Source organism: Sphingobium sp. FG125, assembly GCF_057809795.1.
Genome location: NZ_JBMDKQ010000006.1, coordinates 155,619 through 172,103, shown reverse-complemented (window position 1 = coordinate 172,103; position 16,485 = coordinate 155,619). Strand labels below are relative to the sequence as shown.

At 64.3% G+C, this 16,485-nt stretch carries 19 protein-coding genes and 1 tRNA gene; 13 read left to right on the top strand and 7 right to left on the bottom strand.

The features are described 5' to 3' along the window. The first annotated feature begins 56 nt into the window (after window positions 1-56). The 11 genes from lptB to ACODSR_RS07930 all read left to right on the top strand — a co-directional run bounded on the left by lptB (window position 57) and on the right by ACODSR_RS07930 (window position 9,491). Window positions 57-845 carry an LPS export ABC transporter ATP-binding protein gene (gene lptB / locus ACODSR_RS07980; RefSeq protein ID WP_489075338.1) on the top strand — a complete coding sequence of 263 codons (789 nt, stop codon included), beginning with the start codon at window positions 57-59 and terminating at the stop codon, window positions 843-845. A 45-nt stretch (window positions 846-890) separates the two neighbouring features. After that, window positions 891-2,405, top strand: coding sequence for an RNA polymerase factor sigma-54 (gene rpoN, locus ACODSR_RS07975; RefSeq protein ID WP_489075336.1), 1,515 nt, complete (start codon window positions 891-893; stop codon window positions 2,403-2,405). Between the two features lie 277 nt (window positions 2,406-2,682). Further along, window positions 2,683-3,534: a D-amino-acid transaminase gene (locus ACODSR_RS07970; RefSeq protein ID WP_489075334.1), complete on the top strand. Its 852-nt coding sequence runs from the start codon at window positions 2,683-2,685 to the stop codon at window positions 3,532-3,534. Window positions 3,535-3,756: 222 nt separating this feature from the next. After that, on the top strand, window positions 3,757-4,758 hold the full coding sequence (locus ACODSR_RS07965; RefSeq protein WP_489075332.1) for a MarR family transcriptional regulator: 1,002 nt from the start codon (window positions 3,757-3,759) through the stop codon (window positions 4,756-4,758). 55 nt (window positions 4,759-4,813) lie between these two features. Then, a tRNA-Val gene (locus tag ACODSR_RS07960) sits at window positions 4,814-4,889 on the top strand. 111 nt (window positions 4,890-5,000) lie between these two features. Next, window positions 5,001-5,168: a hypothetical protein gene (locus ACODSR_RS07955; protein WP_489075330.1), complete on the top strand. Its 168-nt coding sequence runs from the start codon at window positions 5,001-5,003 to the stop codon at window positions 5,166-5,168. A gap of 50 nt (window positions 5,169-5,218) precedes the next feature. Beyond that, complete coding sequence (locus ACODSR_RS07950; protein ID WP_489075328.1) at window positions 5,219-5,446, top strand: zinc-finger domain-containing protein; 228 nt, start codon at window positions 5,219-5,221, stop codon at window positions 5,444-5,446. Between the two features lie 43 nt (window positions 5,447-5,489). Further along, entirely contained in the window at window positions 5,490-6,932 is a 1,443-nt protein-coding gene (gene tldD, locus ACODSR_RS07945; RefSeq protein ID WP_489075326.1) for a metalloprotease TldD, read from the top strand. A 55-nt stretch (window positions 6,933-6,987) separates the two neighbouring features. Beyond that, window positions 6,988-7,563 carry a DUF924 family protein gene (locus ACODSR_RS07940; RefSeq protein ID WP_489075324.1) on the top strand — a complete coding sequence of 192 codons (576 nt, stop codon included), beginning with the start codon at window positions 6,988-6,990 and terminating at the stop codon, window positions 7,561-7,563. 157 nt (window positions 7,564-7,720) lie between these two features. Continuing rightward, window positions 7,721-8,059, top strand: a complete 339-nt coding sequence (locus ACODSR_RS07935) for a P-II family nitrogen regulator (RefSeq protein WP_004209785.1) — start codon at window positions 7,721-7,723, stop codon at window positions 8,057-8,059. A 13-nt stretch (window positions 8,060-8,072) separates the two neighbouring features. Beyond that, complete coding sequence (locus tag ACODSR_RS07930; RefSeq protein WP_489075322.1) at window positions 8,073-9,491, top strand: ammonium transporter; 1,419 nt, start codon at window positions 8,073-8,075, stop codon at window positions 9,489-9,491. 122 nt (window positions 9,492-9,613) lie between these two features. Here the strand turns inward: ACODSR_RS07930 and ACODSR_RS07925 are convergent, their stop codons facing one another. From ACODSR_RS07925 to crtY, 4 genes are read right to left on the bottom strand one after another with little or no spacing between them, the layout of a single operon-like run. Next, window positions 9,614-10,624 (bottom strand): phytoene/squalene synthase family protein, encoded by a 1,011-nt coding sequence (locus ACODSR_RS07925; RefSeq protein WP_489075320.1) that lies wholly within the window; start codon window positions 10,622-10,624, stop codon window positions 9,614-9,616. Next, window positions 10,624-11,205 carry an LOG family protein gene (locus ACODSR_RS07920; protein WP_489075318.1) on the bottom strand — a complete coding sequence of 194 codons (582 nt, stop codon included), beginning with the start codon at window positions 11,203-11,205 and terminating at the stop codon, window positions 10,624-10,626. The genes ACODSR_RS07925 and ACODSR_RS07920 overlap by 1 nt, the downstream gene beginning before the upstream one ends. Window positions 11,206-11,260: 55 nt before the next feature. Next, window positions 11,261-12,751 carry a phytoene desaturase gene (locus ACODSR_RS07915; protein WP_489075316.1) on the bottom strand — a complete coding sequence of 497 codons (1,491 nt, stop codon included), beginning with the start codon at window positions 12,749-12,751 and terminating at the stop codon, window positions 11,261-11,263. Then, window positions 12,751-13,899, bottom strand: a complete 1,149-nt coding sequence (gene crtY, locus ACODSR_RS07910) for a lycopene beta-cyclase CrtY (RefSeq protein WP_489075314.1) — start codon at window positions 13,897-13,899, stop codon at window positions 12,751-12,753. The genes ACODSR_RS07915 and crtY overlap by 1 nt, the downstream gene beginning before the upstream one ends. Before the next feature lie 242 nt (window positions 13,900-14,141). On the opposite strand from crtY, the gene ACODSR_RS07905 reads away from it, so the two are divergent. Continuing rightward, window positions 14,142-14,414: a metal/formaldehyde-sensitive transcriptional repressor gene (locus ACODSR_RS07905; protein ID WP_489075312.1), complete on the top strand. Its 273-nt coding sequence runs from the start codon at window positions 14,142-14,144 to the stop codon at window positions 14,412-14,414. Continuing rightward, window positions 14,411-15,376 (top strand): CDF family Co(II)/Ni(II) efflux transporter DmeF, encoded by a 966-nt coding sequence (dmeF, locus tag ACODSR_RS07900; RefSeq protein WP_489075310.1) that lies wholly within the window; start codon window positions 14,411-14,413, stop codon window positions 15,374-15,376. The genes ACODSR_RS07905 and dmeF overlap by 4 nt, the downstream gene beginning before the upstream one ends. Before the next feature lie 10 nt (window positions 15,377-15,386). Here the strand turns inward: dmeF and ACODSR_RS07895 are convergent, their stop codons facing one another. The 3 genes from ACODSR_RS07895 to ACODSR_RS07885 are packed head-to-tail and all read right to left on the bottom strand — an operon-like array spanning window position 15,387 to window position 16,461. Beyond that, window positions 15,387-15,692, bottom strand: coding sequence for a type II toxin-antitoxin system RelE/ParE family toxin (locus ACODSR_RS07895; RefSeq protein WP_489075436.1), 306 nt, complete (start codon window positions 15,690-15,692; stop codon window positions 15,387-15,389). A 2-nt stretch (window positions 15,693-15,694) separates the two neighbouring features. After that, window positions 15,695-15,976, bottom strand: a complete 282-nt coding sequence (locus ACODSR_RS07890; protein ID WP_489075308.1) for a ribbon-helix-helix domain-containing protein — start codon at window positions 15,974-15,976, stop codon at window positions 15,695-15,697. 56 nt (window positions 15,977-16,032) lie between these two features. After that, window positions 16,033-16,461: a protein tyrosine phosphatase family protein gene (locus ACODSR_RS07885; RefSeq protein ID WP_489075306.1), complete on the bottom strand. Its 429-nt coding sequence runs from the start codon at window positions 16,459-16,461 to the stop codon at window positions 16,033-16,035. Between the last annotated feature and the right edge of the window lie 24 nt (window positions 16,462-16,485).

The window sequence follows — 16,485 nt, the reverse complement described above, 5'->3', positions numbered from 1 at the left end:
TGGGCGGGTCAATTTTTACCGGCGGTCAATCCATTGGCTGCAAATATGGACGAGCCATGCACGACGTCACCACCCAGGAACGGCCCGCCGCCGACCACCGCCCGCTGGCCCCGCAGGAGCTGGGCGACGGCCTGTCGGTCATCTCGATCGCCAAAAGCTATGACAAGCGCGTCGTCCTGTCCGACGTGTCGCTGACCGTGGGCAAGGGCGAAGTGGTCGGCCTGCTCGGCCCCAATGGCGCGGGCAAGACGACCTGCTTCTATTCGGTCATGGGCCTGGTCCGGCCCGATCGCGGCCGGATTATCCTTGATGGTCAGGATATTACCGGCCTGCCCATGTATCGCCGCGCCATATTGGGCCTGGGCTATCTGCCGCAGGAAACGTCGATCTTTCGTGGCCTGACCGTGGCGCAGAATATCAGCGCGGTGCTGGAACTGGCCGAGCCGGATCGCGCCGCGCGCGACGCCCGGCTGGAACAGCTGCTCGACGAATTCGGCCTCACGCGCCTGCGCGATTCGGCTGCGATGGCGCTGTCGGGGGGCGAACGGCGCCGCTGCGAAATCGCCCGCGCGCTGGCCGCCAACCCCTCGATCGTGCTGCTGGACGAACCTTTTGCGGGCATCGACCCGCTCTCCATCGCCGACATTCGCGATCTGGTGAAGGACCTTAAAAATCGCGGCATCGGCGTCCTCATCACCGACCATAATGTGCGCGAAACGCTCGAAATCGTCGACCGCGCCTGCATCATCTATGGCGGCCAGATGCTGTTTGCCGGCAGCCCGACCGAACTGGTCGCCAATGCCGACGTCCGCCGCCTTTATTTGGGCGAGAATTTCTCGCTCTGACATGATGGTGGCACGCGCTCACTGTCCTGAATGGACCTTATTCTAATGGCGCTCGGTCCACGCCTCGACATCCGCCAAAGCCAGTCGCTGGTGATGACGCCGCAGCTCCAGCAGGCGATCAAGCTGCTGGCGCTCTCCAATCTGGAGATAGAGGCGTTCGTCGCGGGTGAGCTGGAAAAGAACCCGCTGCTCGACAGCGGCAGCGCGCCTGACGATATACCCGCCCCCGACGGCATCGACCGCGATGTCGATCGCCCGACGCTTTCGGCGGAAACCGGGTCGAGCGACGACCTGATCGGTCAGGGGCTGGGCGGCAGCGATTCCCCGCTCGACGTCGATTATGGCGCGGAAACCTTCATCGACGATGGCCCCGGCGATTGCATGGCCAGCGCCCATGGCACCGGCAGCGGCATGGATGCGCTGTCGGGCGGCAGCGGCGAAGCGCTCGATTTCGACAGTTTCGCCAATCCCGAACCCAGCCTTCAGGAACATCTGATGGATCAGGCCCGCGCCGCTTTGTCGGGCATGGACCTGATCGTCGCGGGCCAGCTGATCGGCCAGATCGACCCGGCGGGCTATCTGGAGGCCAATCTGCTCGAAACCGCCCATGCGCTCGGCCTGCCGCTCTGCGATGTCGAACGGGTGCTGGGCGTCATCCACACGTTCGACCCCACCGGGGTTGGCGCGCGATCCCTCTCCGAATGTCTCGCCCTGCAAGCCAAAGAGGCCGACCGCCACGATCCCTGCATGGCCCGATTGCTCGCCAATCTCGATCTGCTGGCGCGCGGCGCGCTGCCGCAGCTGCGCCGCATCTGCGGCGTGGATGAGGAGGATATGGCCGACATGATCCGCGAGTTGCGCGGCTATGATCCCAAACCGGGCCTGCGCTTTTCCAGCGATCGCGCCGCGCCGGTCACCCCCGACCTGTTCGTGCGGCCCACCGCCGATGGCTGGGCGATCGAGATCAACAGCGCCACCCTGCCTCGCGTCCTCATCAACCGCAGCTACTATGTCGAACTGGCGTCGGGCAAGCAGGACAAGAGCGCCAAGGCCTGGCTCGCCGACTGCCTCGCCAGCGCCAACTGGCTGGTGAAAGCGCTCGACCAGCGGCAGAAAACGATCATCAAGGTCGCCAGCGAGATCGTCCGTTGCCAAGAGGATTTCTTCCGCAAGGGCGTCGCGCATTTGAAGCCGCTGACCCTGCGCACCGTCGCCGACGCCATCGCCATGCATGAATCCACCGTCAGCCGCGTAACGTCGAACAAATATCTCTCCTGCCCGCGCGGCCAGTTCGAACTCAAATATTTCTTCACCAGCGGCGTGTCCAATGCCGAAGGCGACGGCGCGGTGTCCGCCGAAGCGGTCAAGAGCCACATCAAAACGCTGATCATGGCCGAAGAACCCCATGCCATCCTGTCGGACGACACCCTCGTCGATCTGCTCCGCGCCAAGGGCATGGACATAGCCCGCCGCACGGTCGCGAAATATCGCGAGGCGATGGGGATCGGATCGTCCGTGCAACGGCGGCGGCAGAAGGCGTTACAGGGGAAAGCGGCTTAGGCGGGAAGGCAAAAACGGAGCATCCACCCTGTCCTACAGACCCTCACCCCTGCTATACCCGCTGCGGCTCCTTCCCATCGTCCGCCCCTCCCCAACCCGCACCAGCGGATGACCGACTTTGCGCCTATTCTTCATGCGCGATATGGGCGAACTTAGCGAAGTTCCGCGGCCATCACCGGTCCCGCGCCAAGGAAATATGTGACGCCAAGCCGCTTGACCCTGCCCGCCCGACCGGCAAAAGCAGGGGATATTCGCCGTTCAGGGACCGCCCCGTTTCATGTCGATCGCCTATCTCAATGGTGCCTTTTTGCCGCTTGATCAGGCGCGGATTTCGCCGCTGGATCGCGGTTTCCTGTTTGCCGACGGCATTTATGAGGTCGCCGCGGTGATCGATGGCGGGCTGGTCGACAGCGCCAGCCATCTCGCCCGGCTGCAACGCTCTGCCGACGCGCTCGGCATCGGCCTGCCGTTCAGCCTTGCCGAGATTGAGGCGGTGCAGAAGCAGCTCGTTGCCCGCAATGCGCTCTATGAAGGCCTTGTCTATCTTCAGCTCACCCGTGGCGCGGACACGACCCGCGACTTCCTGCCCTCGCCCGATACCGCGCCGACCCTGTTCCTGTTCGTGCAGGACAAGCCCTTCCTGAACGTCCCCGCCGTCACCACCGGCATCGCGGTGGCCACGATGCCAGACCTGCGCTGGAAAAGGCGCGACATCAAAAGCACTGGCCTGCTGGCCCAGGCGATGGCCAAGCAGGCCGCGCGCGACGCGGGCGCGCAGGAAGCCTGGCTGGTCGAGGACGGCTTCGTCACCGAAGGCGCTTCCTCCACCGCCTTCATCGTCACCGACGAAGGCATCATTACCCGCCCTTATTCGCAGGCGGTGCTGGCGGGCTGCACTGGCGACGCGCTGACGGCGCTGGCCGCCGAAAGCGGGCTGGCCGTCATCCGCCGCCCCTTTACCGTCGCGCAAGCGCTGGCCGCGAAAGAGGCATTCATCACCAGCGCATCGACCCTGTGCCAGTCGGTCGTCACCATCGACGGCCAGACCATCGGCAGCGGCACCCCCGGCCCGGTCGCGATGCGGCTACGCGCGCTCTATATTGAATTCGCCCGCGCGACCGCCGTGTGACAACTGACTCCGTTTTGGAGAGAATGTTGCCCTGTCCTAAAATAATAGGAAATTTCCTTCATCCTCCCGCCAAATTGGACAGAAAATGTGCCCCCGCCACCCCTTTACCATGACCAAATGAAGCCATTGCTCCAGACCCTGTCCAAAATGGCGAATATGCAGGGCTGAATCGATCCGTTCTTGCTTTATTCTTTAGAACGAAGCTAGAACGGGATTCGGACCATGATGGAAGATTTTTCCTACGCCTCGCCGCTGACGAGCCATAGCGCACCGCTGACGCCGCGCGATGATCGCGCCAGTCTGCTGGTGATCGCCGACCAGATCGATGCCCCCGCTCTGGAGCCGGTCGCTGCGGCGGCAGGCTTCCGCCTGCTGGGGCTGACCGCGCTGGCCGATGCGCCGGTGCGGCTCGATCTTCAGGCGCAGTGTGACACGATGCTGGTCTTTTGCCCCACCATGACCCCGCTGCTGGAACGGTTGCTGGTGCAGCTGGAAACCCAGGCGATCCAGGCTGGCATGGCGGTCATCCTGGTCGCCGGATGGGATACGGTCGAACTCGCCTTCGCCTGCCTGCGCAGCCCGCATACGCAATTGCTGTGCGATCCCGACCGGGTCGAACTGGCCGCCGCACTGGTCGCCGCCGGGGATCGTCGGCCAGCGGCGGGCCAGGTGCATGAAATCGACCGCGAAAGCGCCCGGCTCCAACAATTGAGCGAGGAAGTCGGTCGCCTTGCCCGCACCCTCGACGCGCTGACGGAGCGGACGCGGGTGGCTACCCCCAGCTTTGATCTGGGCCAGCGTATTTCCGATCGGCCGAGCGACTATATCGGGATGCCCGCACTCGCCCCGATCGGCGGCGAAACGACGCGCACCGACGCGCCAGCCATCACCGCCACACAGGTTCGCGACCTGCTGCGCGCCCGCCGCATCCGCGCCGATTTCCTGCCCGGCGACCTGTTCGCCGATCCCGCCTGGGACATGCTGCTCGATCTGCTGGCCGCCAGGCTGGAACATGAGCGCGTGTCCGTTTCCAGCCTGTGCATCGCCGCCGCCGTGCCGCCCACCACTGCGCTGCGCTGGATTCGCACCCTGACCGACAAAGGGCTGGTCGAGCGACAGGCCGATCCGCATGACGGTCGCCGCATCTTCATCGCGCTGGCCAACGAGGCTGCCGAAGCACTGATCCGCTGGTTCGGGGTCAGCCGCCGCCTGCTCACGGCCTGACTCCCGGCTTGACGCCCCGGCATTTTTCCCTAGATAGACGCTTCTCCGCAGGAGCGGGCGATTAGCTCAGTTGGTAGAGCGTCTCGTTTACACCGAGAATGTCGGCGGTTCGAGCCCGTCATCGCCCACCAGTTTTTCGGGACACTGCCCCGCAAAACGGTCGAGCATGAGCGGAGGCCGATAATCAAACCGCCTGCGTATCGTTCATCCTGTGGCAAGCATCGCTGCGGCACCATCGCGCCATGCCTTTTGCAGCCCTTCTTGGCGGCACCATTGCCCCTGCCCTGCTGATGCTGTCGCCGCTGGCGGTGATGGCGGCCAGCGATTGTGCCGATTGGAAGCCAGCGGCCAAGGCGGCGAAGGGCGGCACGGACAATCCCTGCAAAAGGCCGCGCCTGCCGCTGATGTAGCCGCCTGTCCCATATTGCAGCGCAGCGTCGCCGCTGCTAGGTCCGCGATCATGATCCAGCCGCCCGAAATCCTCCGAGTCTCCAAGTCCCGCGTCTCCTGCGACGGTTCGGGCGATATTCCAGCCGCGCTCGGCCATCCGCGGGTGTTTCTGGAAATTGACGAGCATGGCTATGTCGATTGCGGCTATTGCGACCGCCGCTTCGTGCTGGCCGGTGGCGTTGCCGATACCGGCGACGTCGGCAACCTGCCCGACATCGCTTCGGGTGCCAGCCTCTAACTTTTCCTTTGGGCCTGGATGATGTCGTCCCTATATCGGGGGCATGACTGATCTCTCCGCCCACTTCACCGACGCCCGTGGCCTGCTCTATCGCCCCGGCCTGCTTGATCCCGACGGCGCGCGTCGCCTGACCGCCGATGCGCTCAAAAGCTGCGACGATGGTGAACTCTATCTGCAATATCGCGCCAGCGAGAGTTTCGGTTTCGATGACGGGCGACTGAAAACCGCCGATTATTCGACCGATGCCGGGTTCGGCCTGCGCGGCGTGTCGGGCGAAATGACCGGCTTTGCCCATGCCAACGACATCAGCGAAGCCGCGATCCGCAAGGCGGCGCAGACGCTGACCCTGCTCGATCCCGCCACCACCACGGCAGCGCCCCCGCCCCAGCGCACCAACCGCCATCTCTATACCGACGCCAATCCGCTGGAAATCGTCCCCTTCGCCGAGAAGGTGACGCTGTGCGCCGCGATCGACGCCGCCGCCCGCGCCCGCGATCCGCGCGTCGCGCAGGTGTCGGTCAGCCTGGCGGGGAGCTGGTCGGTGGTGGAGATCGTCCGCGCCGATGGCTTTACCGCCACCGACATCCGCCCGCTGGTGCGGCTCAACGTCTCACTGATCCTGGAAGAGGATGGCCGCCGGGAGACCGGCAGCTTCGGCATTGGCGGGCGCTATCTCTACGATCAGGTGATGGAACCCGCCGTCTGGAACCGGGCGATCGACGAAGCGCTGGCGCAGGCGCAGGTCAATCTGCGCTCCGTCGCTGCGCCGGCAGGTGAAATGACCGTGCTGCTTGGCCCCGGCTGGCCCGGCGTGCTGGTGCATGAAGCGATCGGCCATGGGCTGGAGGGCGATTTCAACCGCAAGGGCACCAGCGCCTTTTCCGGTCGCATCGGCCAGCGCGTCGCGGCGCCGGGCGTCACCGTGGTCGATGACGGCGCGATCGCCAATCGTCGCGGATCGCTGTCCATCGACGATGAAGGCACGCCGACGCGGGAGAATATCCTGATCGAGGATGGCATCCTCAAAGGCTATATGCAGGACCGGCTCAACGCCCGGCTGATGGGGGTCGAGCCGACCGGCAATGGTCGCCGCGAAAGCTATGCCCATGGCCCGATGCCACGCATGACCAACACCTTCATCAAAGGCGGCAATGACGACCCGGAAGAATTGCTGTCGCGCATGAAATCGGGCATTTTTGCCAAAAGCTTTGGCGGCGGGCAGGTCGACATCGTGTCGGGCAAGTTCGTCTTTTCCTGCACCGAGGCCTATAGGGTCGAAAATGGCAGACTGGGCGATCCTATCAAGGGCGCGACGCTGATCGGCGACGGGCCGACCGCGCTGACCAAGGTGGTCGGCATTGGCCATGACTGGGCGCTGGATGAAGGCATCGGCATGTGCGGCAAGGGCGGACAGAGCGTGCCTGCGGGCGTCGGCCAGCCGACCCTGCTGATGGAGGGACTGACGGTCGGCGGCACGGCGACCTGACGCTTTGCCGCTACGGATCGCGGAACCGGGTGGGCGGGTCATCGGTATAAGCTTCATGAACATGCTGACCGACAGCCATGACCCCGTGACCGCCGACTGGGCGGCGGCGATTCTCGACTTCTGGTTCAACCAGGTTGGCGAGGCTGGCTGGTACAGTCATGACCCCGCGCTTGATCATCAATGTAGGGCAAGATTTCACGCATTATGGGCCGAAAAGCAGGCTCTCCCCGCCGACGCTTTCCTGGGCCGCGCCGACGATGCGCTGGCTGCGGTCATCCTGTTCGATCAATTGCCGCGCAACATGGCCCGCGATACGGCGCAGGCCTATGCCACCGACCCGCTGGCGCGGGAGGTGGCGCGCGGCGCGATTGCCCATGGCTATGACATCCAGATCGGGGGCGCTGGGCGGCTGTTCTTCTACATGCCGTTCCAGCATAGCGAGGCGCTGGAGGATCAGGAACTGTCGCTGACCCTGTTTGAAGGGGCAGGCGATACCCGGTCGATTGATTTTGCCCGGCAGCATCACGCAACCATCGTCCGCTTTGGCCGTTTCCCGCATCGCAACGTCGCGCTGGGGCGATCCACGCTGCCCGAAGAAGCCGTTGCCGTTGCGGAAGGCGCGCAATGGTAGGCTGATACTGCCTATTTTTTGAGCATCGAAACGACGCTGCCCATTTTTTTGGCGCTGTCTATCAGGTCACCGCGCCGCAAGCCCGCGTTAACCCGCGTTTAACAAATTGGCACGGCTCTTGCTGAGTAGTCCCCGCACACCAGTAACAGGGGGCGACATGAAACTTGTCATGGCTATCATCAAGCCGTTCAAGCTTGACGATGTCCGCGAGGCACTCTCCTCGCTCGGCATCGCAGGTATGACGGTCAGCGAAGTTAAGGGCTTTGGCCGCCAGAAGGGGCAGACCGAAATCTATCGCGGCGCTGAATATTCCACCAACATGGTCCCGAAGATCAAGATCGAGGTGGTCTGCGACGACGACCTTGCGCCGCGCGTCGTGGAAGCGACACAGGCGGCCGCCAATTCGGGCGCCATCGGCGATGGCAAGATCTTCGTCCTCGATGTCGGTCAGGCCGTGCGTATCCGCACCGGCGAGACCGGCGAAACCGCGCTGTAAGAAGGGGGAAATAATGACCTTTTCCAAGAAACTTTGCGGGGTAGCGGGGGCGCTTGGCCTGACCCTGCTCGCCGCGTCGCCGGCATTTGCCGGCCCGATCAAGGCGCCTGACGCCGCTGCCATGGCCGGCATGGTCAACAAGGGCGACGTCGCCTGGATGCTGATCTCCGCCGCTCTGGTGCTGATGATGTCGATCCCCGGCCTCGCCCTCTTTTACGGCGGTCTGGTCCGCAGCAAGAATATGCTGTCGGTCCTGATGCAGGTTTTCATGATCGTGTCGGTCGCGGGCCTGGTCTGGGTCTGCTGGGGCTACAGCCTCGCCTTCACCAGCAATAATCCGTTTATCGGCAACTTCTCCAAGGCGTTCCTGATGGGGGTCGATGCCACCACTTATGCAGCGACGTTCAGCAATAACGTCTATCTGCCTGAACTGGTGTTCGTCGTGTTCCAGATGACCTTTGCCATGATCACCCCGGCCCTCATCGTCGGCGCTTTTGCCGAACGTGTGAAGTTTTCGGCGCTGATCGTGTTCGTGGTCGCCTGGCTGACCGTGATCTATTTCCCGATCGCACACATGGTCTGGTACTGGGCTGGCCCCGACTTCCTGGCTGATGCACCGACCGACACCGGCTTCCTGTGGGGCATGGGCGCGCTTGATTTCGCGGGCGGCACCGTCGTCCACATCAATGCGGGCATCGCTGGCCTGGTTGGCTGCCTCATGATCGGCAAGCGCGTTGGCTTCCCCAAGGAACCCATGCCGCCGCACTCGCTCGTCATGACCATGATCGGCGCAAGCCTGCTGTGGGTCGGCTGGTTCGGCTTCAACGCCGGTTCCAACCTGGAAGCCAATGCCGTCACCGGCGTCGCCTTCATCAACACCATGGTCGCCACCTGCGCAGCTGCCGTCAGCTGGGCGCTGGTCGAACAGTTCCACCATGGCAAGCCTTCGCTGCTGGGTGCCGTCACCGGCGCTGTCGCTGGCCTCGTCGCCATCACCCCGGCAGCGGGTCTGGGCGCGCCTATGACCTCGGTTGTCCTGGGCTTCGTTGTCTCGCCGATCTGCTACATCTTCGTCGCCTTCGTGAAGGGGAAGCTCGGCTATGACGACAGCCTGGACGTGTTCGGTGTCCACTGCGTCGGCGGTATCGTTGGCGCCATCGCCACCGGCATCGTCGCTTCTCCGGCGCTGGGCGGTCAGGGTTATTTCGACTATACCGTCTTTCCGGCGGGTTTCGATGCCTCGGCCTACAGCATCTCCGGTCAGGTCATCACCCAGATCAAGGCGGTCCTGTTGACCCTCGTATGGTCCGGCGTGGGTAGCGCGATCCTCTTCTTCATCATCGACAAGACCATCGGTCTGCGTCCGAGTGCCGAAGATGAACAGCAGGGTCTGGATCTCTCCAGCCACGGTGAGCGCGCCTATAATATGTAAGACTTGGCAGGGCGGGCCGCCCGAAAGGGACAAGGCCCGCCCGCCCCACTATGTTCCTCCTGCGAACATGCCTTGGGCCGATGCGAAAGCATCGGCCTTTTTTTTGGTCCTGAAGAAGCGGGTCAGGCGGTGGGGCGGGTCCACAGTCCCGTTGGGCGCGGCGTGGTCGCGGGCCAGCGGCGGGCGCGGCCGATCACCTGCCAGCCGGATCGCACAACCCATAACAGCTTGTCGGATTTGGGCGTGACGACGCGCTGGTCCCACGCCTGTTCGCCACGCCGCGCCACTTCGCGGGCGATGTCGCCATAAATGCCTGCTGCGGCCAGCACCGCCCAGGCCGCGCGGGGCGGGAGTGCGCCGGTGCCGTGGCGGGCGCTTTGTTCATAGGCCGCCGCCATGTCTGCCATACGCTGACCCAGCCGGGCCAGGCGCGGGCGAACCCATGGCTTCATATGCTCGCCGGGCGGGATGTCCATTTCGGCCAGCCATTCTTGCGGCAAATAACAGCGGTCGGCCGCTTCATCCTCGCTAATGTCGCGGGCGATATTGGCGAGCTGAAATGCCAGTCCCAGATCGCAGGCGCGGTCGAGCGTCGCGCTGTCGTCAGGATCAACCCCCATCAGCACCGCCATCATGCAGCCGACTGCACCCGCGACATGATAGCAATAAAGCAGCATGTCGTCCTGGCTGCGCGGTCGCCAGTCGCGGGCGTCGAGCGCGAACCCCTCGATCAGGTCATGGGCATAGCGGGCGGGGATCGCACATTCGCGCATCACCACGCCAAAACCGTCAAAGGCCGGGTCGCCGGTCGCCTCACCCCGCAGCGCCATGTCGGTCAGCACGCGGATGGTCGAGAGTCGCGCCTGCCCGTCGGTCACGCCGGTGAGCGTACCGCCATGGTCCTGCCCGTCGGCAATATCGTCGCATTTGCGGCACCAGGCATAGAGCAGCCAGGCGCGTTCGCGCGTCTGCCGGTCGAACAGGGTGGAGGCCATGGCGAAGGATTTGGAGCCGCGCGCGATGCTCGCCTGGGCATGGGCGACGAGGGCGGGGCGGTCGAGGGTCAGGGAGGGAAAAGCACCTGGGGCACTCCCCCACCCCAACCCCTCCCCTGAAGGGGAGGGGCGATCCATCACAACCGATCCGCCTTCATCGCGAAGATGGTTTCGTGCGGCTGATAGACCGCCATGGCGTCGAGCAGGGTGTCGATGCCGTCGGCATGGAGCAGGATGCCCGCATGTTGGGCGCGGATGAAGCCTGACTCCACCATCTGGCGGTTGAAGCCGATCAACTGGTCATAGAAGCCGCCGACATTGAGCAGGCCGACCGGCTTTTGATGATAGCCCAGTTGCGACCAGCTGATCGCTTCCCACAACTCATCCATCGTGCCGACGCCGCCCGGCAGGGTGACGAAGCCGTCCGACAGGTCGGTGAACAGTTGCTTGCGCTGGTGCATGGTCTGGACGACGTGCAGCTGCGTGCAGCCGCGATGGGCGACTTCCGCGCCAACGAGCGCTTCGGGGATGACGCCGATCACCTCGCCCCCCGCGTCCAGCGCAGCATCCGCCACCGCGCCCATCAGGCCAAGGCGACCACCACCATAGACGACGCCGATGCCGCGCGCGGCCAGGGTGCGACCGACATGGCGGGCGGCTTCGATGAAAGTGGGATCGGCTGGGGTTGCCGATCCGCAATAGACTGCCAATCTTTTCATACTCTTCCCATATTCACATATGGCATATCTGATACTATCATTATATATCAGATACTTAACTTGCAGATGCCATATCGTCGATCATCAGCGCCGCGGTCGCCTTCGCGCTGCCGACGACGCCGGGGATACCCGCGCCCGGATGCGTGCCTGCGCCCACCAGATAGAGGTTGGGGATCACGTCATCGCGATTATGCGCGCGGAACCAGGCGCTCTGGGTCAGTAGCGGCTCCAGGCTGAAGGCGCTGCCCAGATGCGCGTTCAGATCCCGCCCGAAATCGGACGGCGCATAATGGAATTGGGTGACGATGCGCGAACGTATGTCGGGGATCAGGCGATGCTGGATCTCGTCCAATATGCGTTCGGCATAGGCGGGCGCGAACTGGTCCCAGTCGATCGGCAGCTTGCCCATATGCGGCACCGGGGCGAGCGCGTAGAAGGTCGAATGGCCTTCGGGCGCCATCGACGGATCGGTGACGGTCGGGTGGTGCAGATAGAGGGAGAAATCCTCCGGCAGCACGCCATGATCGTAAATGTCGGTCAGCAGCCCCTGATAGCGCGGCCCAAACAGGATCATATGGTGCGGGATGCCGGGCCAGCTGCCCTTGATGCCGAAATGCAGCACGAACAGGCTGGGCGACCAGCGCTTGCGCGCCAGTGTCTCGCCCTGTTTTTGCCCGCGCGGATGGTGGGCCAGCAGATCGCGATAGCTGTGCATCAGGTCGGCATTGCTGGCGACCGCGTCCGCCTCCCCGCGCCAGCCGGACGCGGTATGGACGGCGGTGACCTTGTCGCCATGGGTTTCGATCCGGGTCACCTTGTCACCCAGCCGCAATGTGCCGCCCAACCGCTCGAAATGGGTCGCCATGCCCTGCACCAGACGGTTCGTCCCGCCCTTGGCGAACCAGACGCCGCCATCCTTTTCCAGCTTGTGGATCAGCGCATAGATGGCGCTGGTGTTCATCGGATTGCCGCCGACCAGAAGCGTGTGGAAAGACAGCGCCTCGCGCAGCTTGTCATTCTTCACATAGGAAGAGACGATCGAATAGACCGAGCGCCAGGCCTGATATTTGGCAAGAGCGGGCGCGGCCTTGATCATCGAGGCGAAGTCGAGGAAGGCGACGGAGCCGAGCTTACGATACCCTTCCTCATAGACGCCGGCGGCATAATCGAGGAAGCGTTCATAGCCTGCGACATCGGCGGGATCGAGCTTGGCGATCTCCGTCCGCAGCGAAGCTTCGTCATTGCTATAGTCGAAATTGGTGCCGTCGCGCCAGTTGAGGCGATAAAAGGGGCTGACCGGCATCAGCGTGACGTCCTGCGCCATGTCATGCCCCGACAGACGCCACAGTTCCGACAGGCAATCGGGATCGGTGATGACAGTCGGCCCGGCGTCGAAGGTGAAGCCGTCCTTTTCCCACATATAGGCGCGCCCGCCGGGACGGTCGCGCGCCTCCACCAGCGTGGTGTCTATGCCGGCGGATTGCAGGCGGATGGCGAGCGCCAGCCCGCCAAAGCCTGCGCCGATGACGATCGCTTTTCTGGTCATCAGGCGGGCGGATTCAACAATGTTCGCATGGCATCCCTTATGGGCACGGGGGGGCGTCCGCACAAGATGCGGATGCGGTCGGTAAGGGTGGAGCGTCCGGCATAGAAGCGCTGGATGAGCGGTGCGGACAGGCGATAGAAGCGGGCGAAGATGCGCCAGCGCTGGTCGGGTTGCGCCGCGCCGAACAGCATCTTGCCGAGCAGGCGGTAATAGCCGCCATTGCGCCAGTGGGCAGCGGCGCGGGCGCGGGTGACGGCGGCCAGACGATCAAGCGGCTGGTCCACCAGCCAGGTGGCAAAGCGCACCGCGTCAGGGAGCGAATAGCCGGTCATCGGTTGAAACAGGCCAGCGCGCACACCGGCGCGCGCGACCGGATCGTCGCTGGGCCAATAGGCGTCGAAATCGCCGCCATGGACGACTGGCAGCACCCCCTGTTCGCGGTGGATGACGGTGCCGTGCCAGCCCTTGGCCTGCGCATAGGCGGCGATGCGCGCGCCGATCGTGGCGACGTCGAGCGCCGGGCTGTTGCTGTAATAAGTGTCCTCCATGAAGATGGTGCGCGCGTCCCATGGCAGCAGATAGACGAAGCGATAGCCGTCGATCTGATCCACGGTCGCGTCCATGATCACCGGCCGGTCGATCCCGTGCGGCGCATCGAGCCGCAGCGTATGGCCGACAAATTTCTGCCAACCGCAGCGCAGCATCGACAGGTCGCCCGCGCCACGCGCGTCGATCACTGCGCCCGCTGCAATCTCTCGCCCGTCGGCCAGGGTGATGCCCGACGGTGACACGGACATGGCATCCGCCCCGGTCAGCACCGCATCGCCCAGCATGGCGCGGACATGGGCGTCGAGCCGGGGCGAGGCGACACTGTTATAGGGGGTGTCGAGCCGCCGATGATGGCCGGGAAAGCGGACTTCATGGCCCTGCGGCCAGCGATGGCTGACCAGCGGATCGACCAGCCAGCGGTCACCCGGCACGACATCGCCATCGAAGAAGGACCAGATATGATTGCCGCCAATGACCGCGTCACGCTCGATCAGCGCCAGCCGCACATCGGGCCGCCGCGCGGCGAAGGCGAGCGCGATCAGGCTGCCCGCAAGGCCGCCGCCAAGGATCGCCAGATCGCATTCCACCCGCTTGGTCATGCCATCCTGTTAGGGGAGGCGATAGGACAAGGCCATGACGGAAATGGCGCGGCGGCATGGTTTTTGGGGAAGCAGCTGGAGACAGGTGCGCCGTCGGGCGCGCGTTGGTTTTCCTGTCCCCGTTCGTTTCGAGCGAAGTCGAGAAACCTGCGCGCGACGTTTCTCGACTTCGCTCGAAACGAACGGAGGTTGGCAAATCAGGCTCTAGCTAGTGTATCAAATATAGGATAGGGGGCTATCCTATGCATATTATCGCGGATCGGGACAAATTGCTGGCGCGGGTGCGCCGGATCGCGGGGCAGATCGCTGCTGTCGATCGCCAGTTGACGGGGGACGCAGGCTGTTCAGAAACGCTGCAACTGGTGGCGTCGGTGCGCGGCGCGGTGGGCAGTTTGATGGAGGAGCTGATTGAGCAGCACATGCGTGAGCATGTCGCCCGGCCCGGCCTGACCGATGCCGAGCGCACAGCTGCAAGTGAGGAAATGCTGGCGCTGATCCGCCGCTACGGGAAATGACGATGCATAAGGACCACCATCATCACGGGCATGACGATCACGGCCATGACCATGCGCCGCCTTCCACATCCACGGAGGGCGAGGACAGCCATTATTTCGACCATATCTATCTGTCCGCCGGGCATGACGAGAATGCCAAGCGCACCCTGTGGGTCGTCTGGCTGACCGCCGCGACCATGGTGGTGGAGATTGTCGCGGGCTGGACCACCGGGTCGATGGCGCTGCTGGCCGATGGCTTTCATATGGCCACCCATGCGGGCGCGCTGGCGGTGGCGGCGGCGGCCTATGGCTATGCCCGGCGGCACGCGCGCAACCCGCGCTATACCTTTGGCACCGGCAAGGTTGGCGATCTGTCGGGCTTTGCGTCCGCGCTGTTGCTGGGCGTCATGGCGCTGTTCATCGCGATCGAATCGGGGATGCGCTTCTTTCAGCCGGTCGATGTCGCCTTTGGCGAGGCGACGTTGGTGGCGGTCGTCGGGCTGGTCATCAACATCATCAGCGCGCTGCTGCTGGGGCATGACCATAGCCATGATCATGGTCATGACGGGCACGACCACGGCCATTCGGACAACAACCTACGCGCCGCCTATGTGCATGTGCTGACCGATGCGCTGACGTCGGTGCTGGCGATCGCGGCGCTGCTGGCCGGGCGCTATCTGGGCTGGGGATGGATGGACCCGGCGGTCGGCCTGCTGGGCGCGGTGGTGATTGCGCGCTGGGCCTGGGGCCTGATGAAGGATACCGCCGCGATCCTGCTCGATACCGCCGAACCCGCGCTGATGGCCAAGGTGCGGACGTTGGTGGAGGCCGAGGGCGCGACCATCCGCGACCTGCACGTCTGGCGCATCGGACCCCATGCCCATGCGTCGATCATCAGCCTGGCGCCGGGCGCTGATGTTGCGCGGGTCCGGGCGCGGGTGCGGACGTTGCCGCGGATGGAGCATGTGACGGTGGAAGGCTGATTGCGCAGGCTTAGGTGTCGGCCAGCAGCGCTTCGAAATCCTGACCGCCATAGAAAATGCCGACGAACACGACGGTTTCGCCCTCGACCGCATAGGCCATTGTCACGCGCCGTCGCCAGGCCGTGGTGCGCAGACCTGGGCGGATGTCATCGCGCGGGGTGCCGCGTAACGGAAAGTCGGCAAAACTCGCGATATGATCGAGAATGGCGGTGGTGAAACGCCGGGCTATATCAGGCGACGCAGCCGTCGCGATATAATCGAAAATGGCGTAGAGTTGGATACGCGCTTCGGGCGTGACGACGACCTGATAGGACATGGTCAATCGCGCGGGGTCGCCTGATCATGCCGTTGGGTCAGGTCGGCGCGTATATCGTCCAGCGCAATACCGCGCGCAGAATCGGCGCGATAGGCATCCAGCGCCGGGCCAACATCGCCACGCAACCACTGGTCCACCGCCCGGTCCCGCGCGCGCAACGCCCGCAAGCCATCACGGATGACCTCGCTTTCGCTGGCATATTCGCCCGACACCACTCTGGCCCGCACATCGTCGGCCATGTCGTTGGGCAAGGTAACGCTGAGTTGCCGGGTCGTGCGCATCATGGCCCTTTCCTAGGTCAATAGGATTTAATCCTGTTGACCTAGGAATTCAACAGCGCTCACTCCGCCTTAAGCGCGTCCATGATCTGGCGCACCGGGGTGATGTCATAGCCTGCGGCAGCAGCCTGCGCGGCCAGCACGTCGCCATTGTCCCCTGCCCGCGCGCGGGTGAGCGCCCAGAGCAAGGTGCTGCGCGTGCCGGAGCGGCAATAAGCGAGCGTCTTGCCCTGCCCTGCCTGCTCCAGCGCGGCGGCCATGCCGTCCAGTTGCCAGGGCGCAAAGCCGCCATGGGCGACCGGCACGGCGACATAGGCGATGCCCGCCGCCTTGGCTGCGGCTTCGGTTTCCGCGCCGTTGACCTGACCCGGCTCCTCGTCATCGGGGCGGTTGTTGATGATCATCGTCACACCCTGCGCCTTGGCCTCCGCCACCTGATCGATCGTGATCTGGGGGGAAACGAGGATGCTGTCGGTCAGTTTACGGAACATCGGCGGTTCTCCTTTTGCCGCAGC

Excerpts from the sequence above, each read along its gene's own strand:
- rpoN (WP_489075336.1), top strand. The coding sequence starts at position 891 with ATGGCGCTCGGTCCACGCCTCGACATCCGCCAAAGCCAGTCGCTGGTG.
- crtY (WP_489075314.1), bottom strand. The coding sequence starts at position 13,899 with ATGACCAAGCGGGTGGAATGCGATCTGGCGATCCTTGGCGGCGGCCTT.
- ACODSR_RS07890 (WP_489075308.1), bottom strand. The coding sequence starts at position 15,976 with ATGATGCGCACGACCCGGCAACTCAGCGTTACCTTGCCCAACGACATG.
- ACODSR_RS07885 (WP_489075306.1), bottom strand. The coding sequence starts at position 16,461 with ATGTTCCGTAAACTGACCGACAGCATCCTCGTTTCCCCCCAGATCACG.
- ACODSR_RS07915 (WP_489075316.1), bottom strand. The coding sequence starts at position 12,751 with ATGACCAGAAAAGCGATCGTCATCGGCGCAGGCTTTGGCGGGCTGGCG.
- lptB (WP_489075338.1), top strand. The coding sequence starts at position 57 with ATGCACGACGTCACCACCCAGGAACGGCCCGCCGCCGACCACCGCCCG.
- dmeF (WP_489075310.1), top strand. The coding sequence starts at position 14,411 with ATGACGATGCATAAGGACCACCATCATCACGGGCATGACGATCACGGC.
- ACODSR_RS07965 (WP_489075332.1), top strand. The coding sequence starts at position 3,757 with ATGATGGAAGATTTTTCCTACGCCTCGCCGCTGACGAGCCATAGCGCA.
- ACODSR_RS07955 (WP_489075330.1), top strand. The coding sequence starts at position 5,001 with ATGCCTTTTGCAGCCCTTCTTGGCGGCACCATTGCCCCTGCCCTGCTG.
- ACODSR_RS07905 (WP_489075312.1), top strand. The coding sequence starts at position 14,142 with ATGCATATTATCGCGGATCGGGACAAATTGCTGGCGCGGGTGCGCCGG.
- ACODSR_RS07920 (WP_489075318.1), bottom strand. The coding sequence starts at position 11,205 with ATGAAAAGATTGGCAGTCTATTGCGGATCGGCAACCCCAGCCGATCCC.
- ACODSR_RS07950 (WP_489075328.1), top strand. The coding sequence starts at position 5,219 with ATGATCCAGCCGCCCGAAATCCTCCGAGTCTCCAAGTCCCGCGTCTCC.
- ACODSR_RS07940 (WP_489075324.1), top strand. The coding sequence starts at position 6,988 with ATGAACATGCTGACCGACAGCCATGACCCCGTGACCGCCGACTGGGCG.
- ACODSR_RS07930 (WP_489075322.1), top strand. The coding sequence starts at position 8,073 with ATGACCTTTTCCAAGAAACTTTGCGGGGTAGCGGGGGCGCTTGGCCTG.
- ACODSR_RS07935 (WP_004209785.1), top strand. The coding sequence starts at position 7,721 with ATGAAACTTGTCATGGCTATCATCAAGCCGTTCAAGCTTGACGATGTC.
- ACODSR_RS07970 (WP_489075334.1), top strand. The coding sequence starts at position 2,683 with ATGTCGATCGCCTATCTCAATGGTGCCTTTTTGCCGCTTGATCAGGCG.
- ACODSR_RS07895 (WP_489075436.1), bottom strand. The coding sequence starts at position 15,692 with ATGTCCTATCAGGTCGTCGTCACGCCCGAAGCGCGTATCCAACTCTAC.
- tldD (WP_489075326.1), top strand. The coding sequence starts at position 5,490 with ATGACTGATCTCTCCGCCCACTTCACCGACGCCCGTGGCCTGCTCTAT.
- ACODSR_RS07925 (WP_489075320.1), bottom strand. The coding sequence starts at position 10,624 with ATGGATCGCCCCTCCCCTTCAGGGGAGGGGTTGGGGTGGGGGAGTGCC.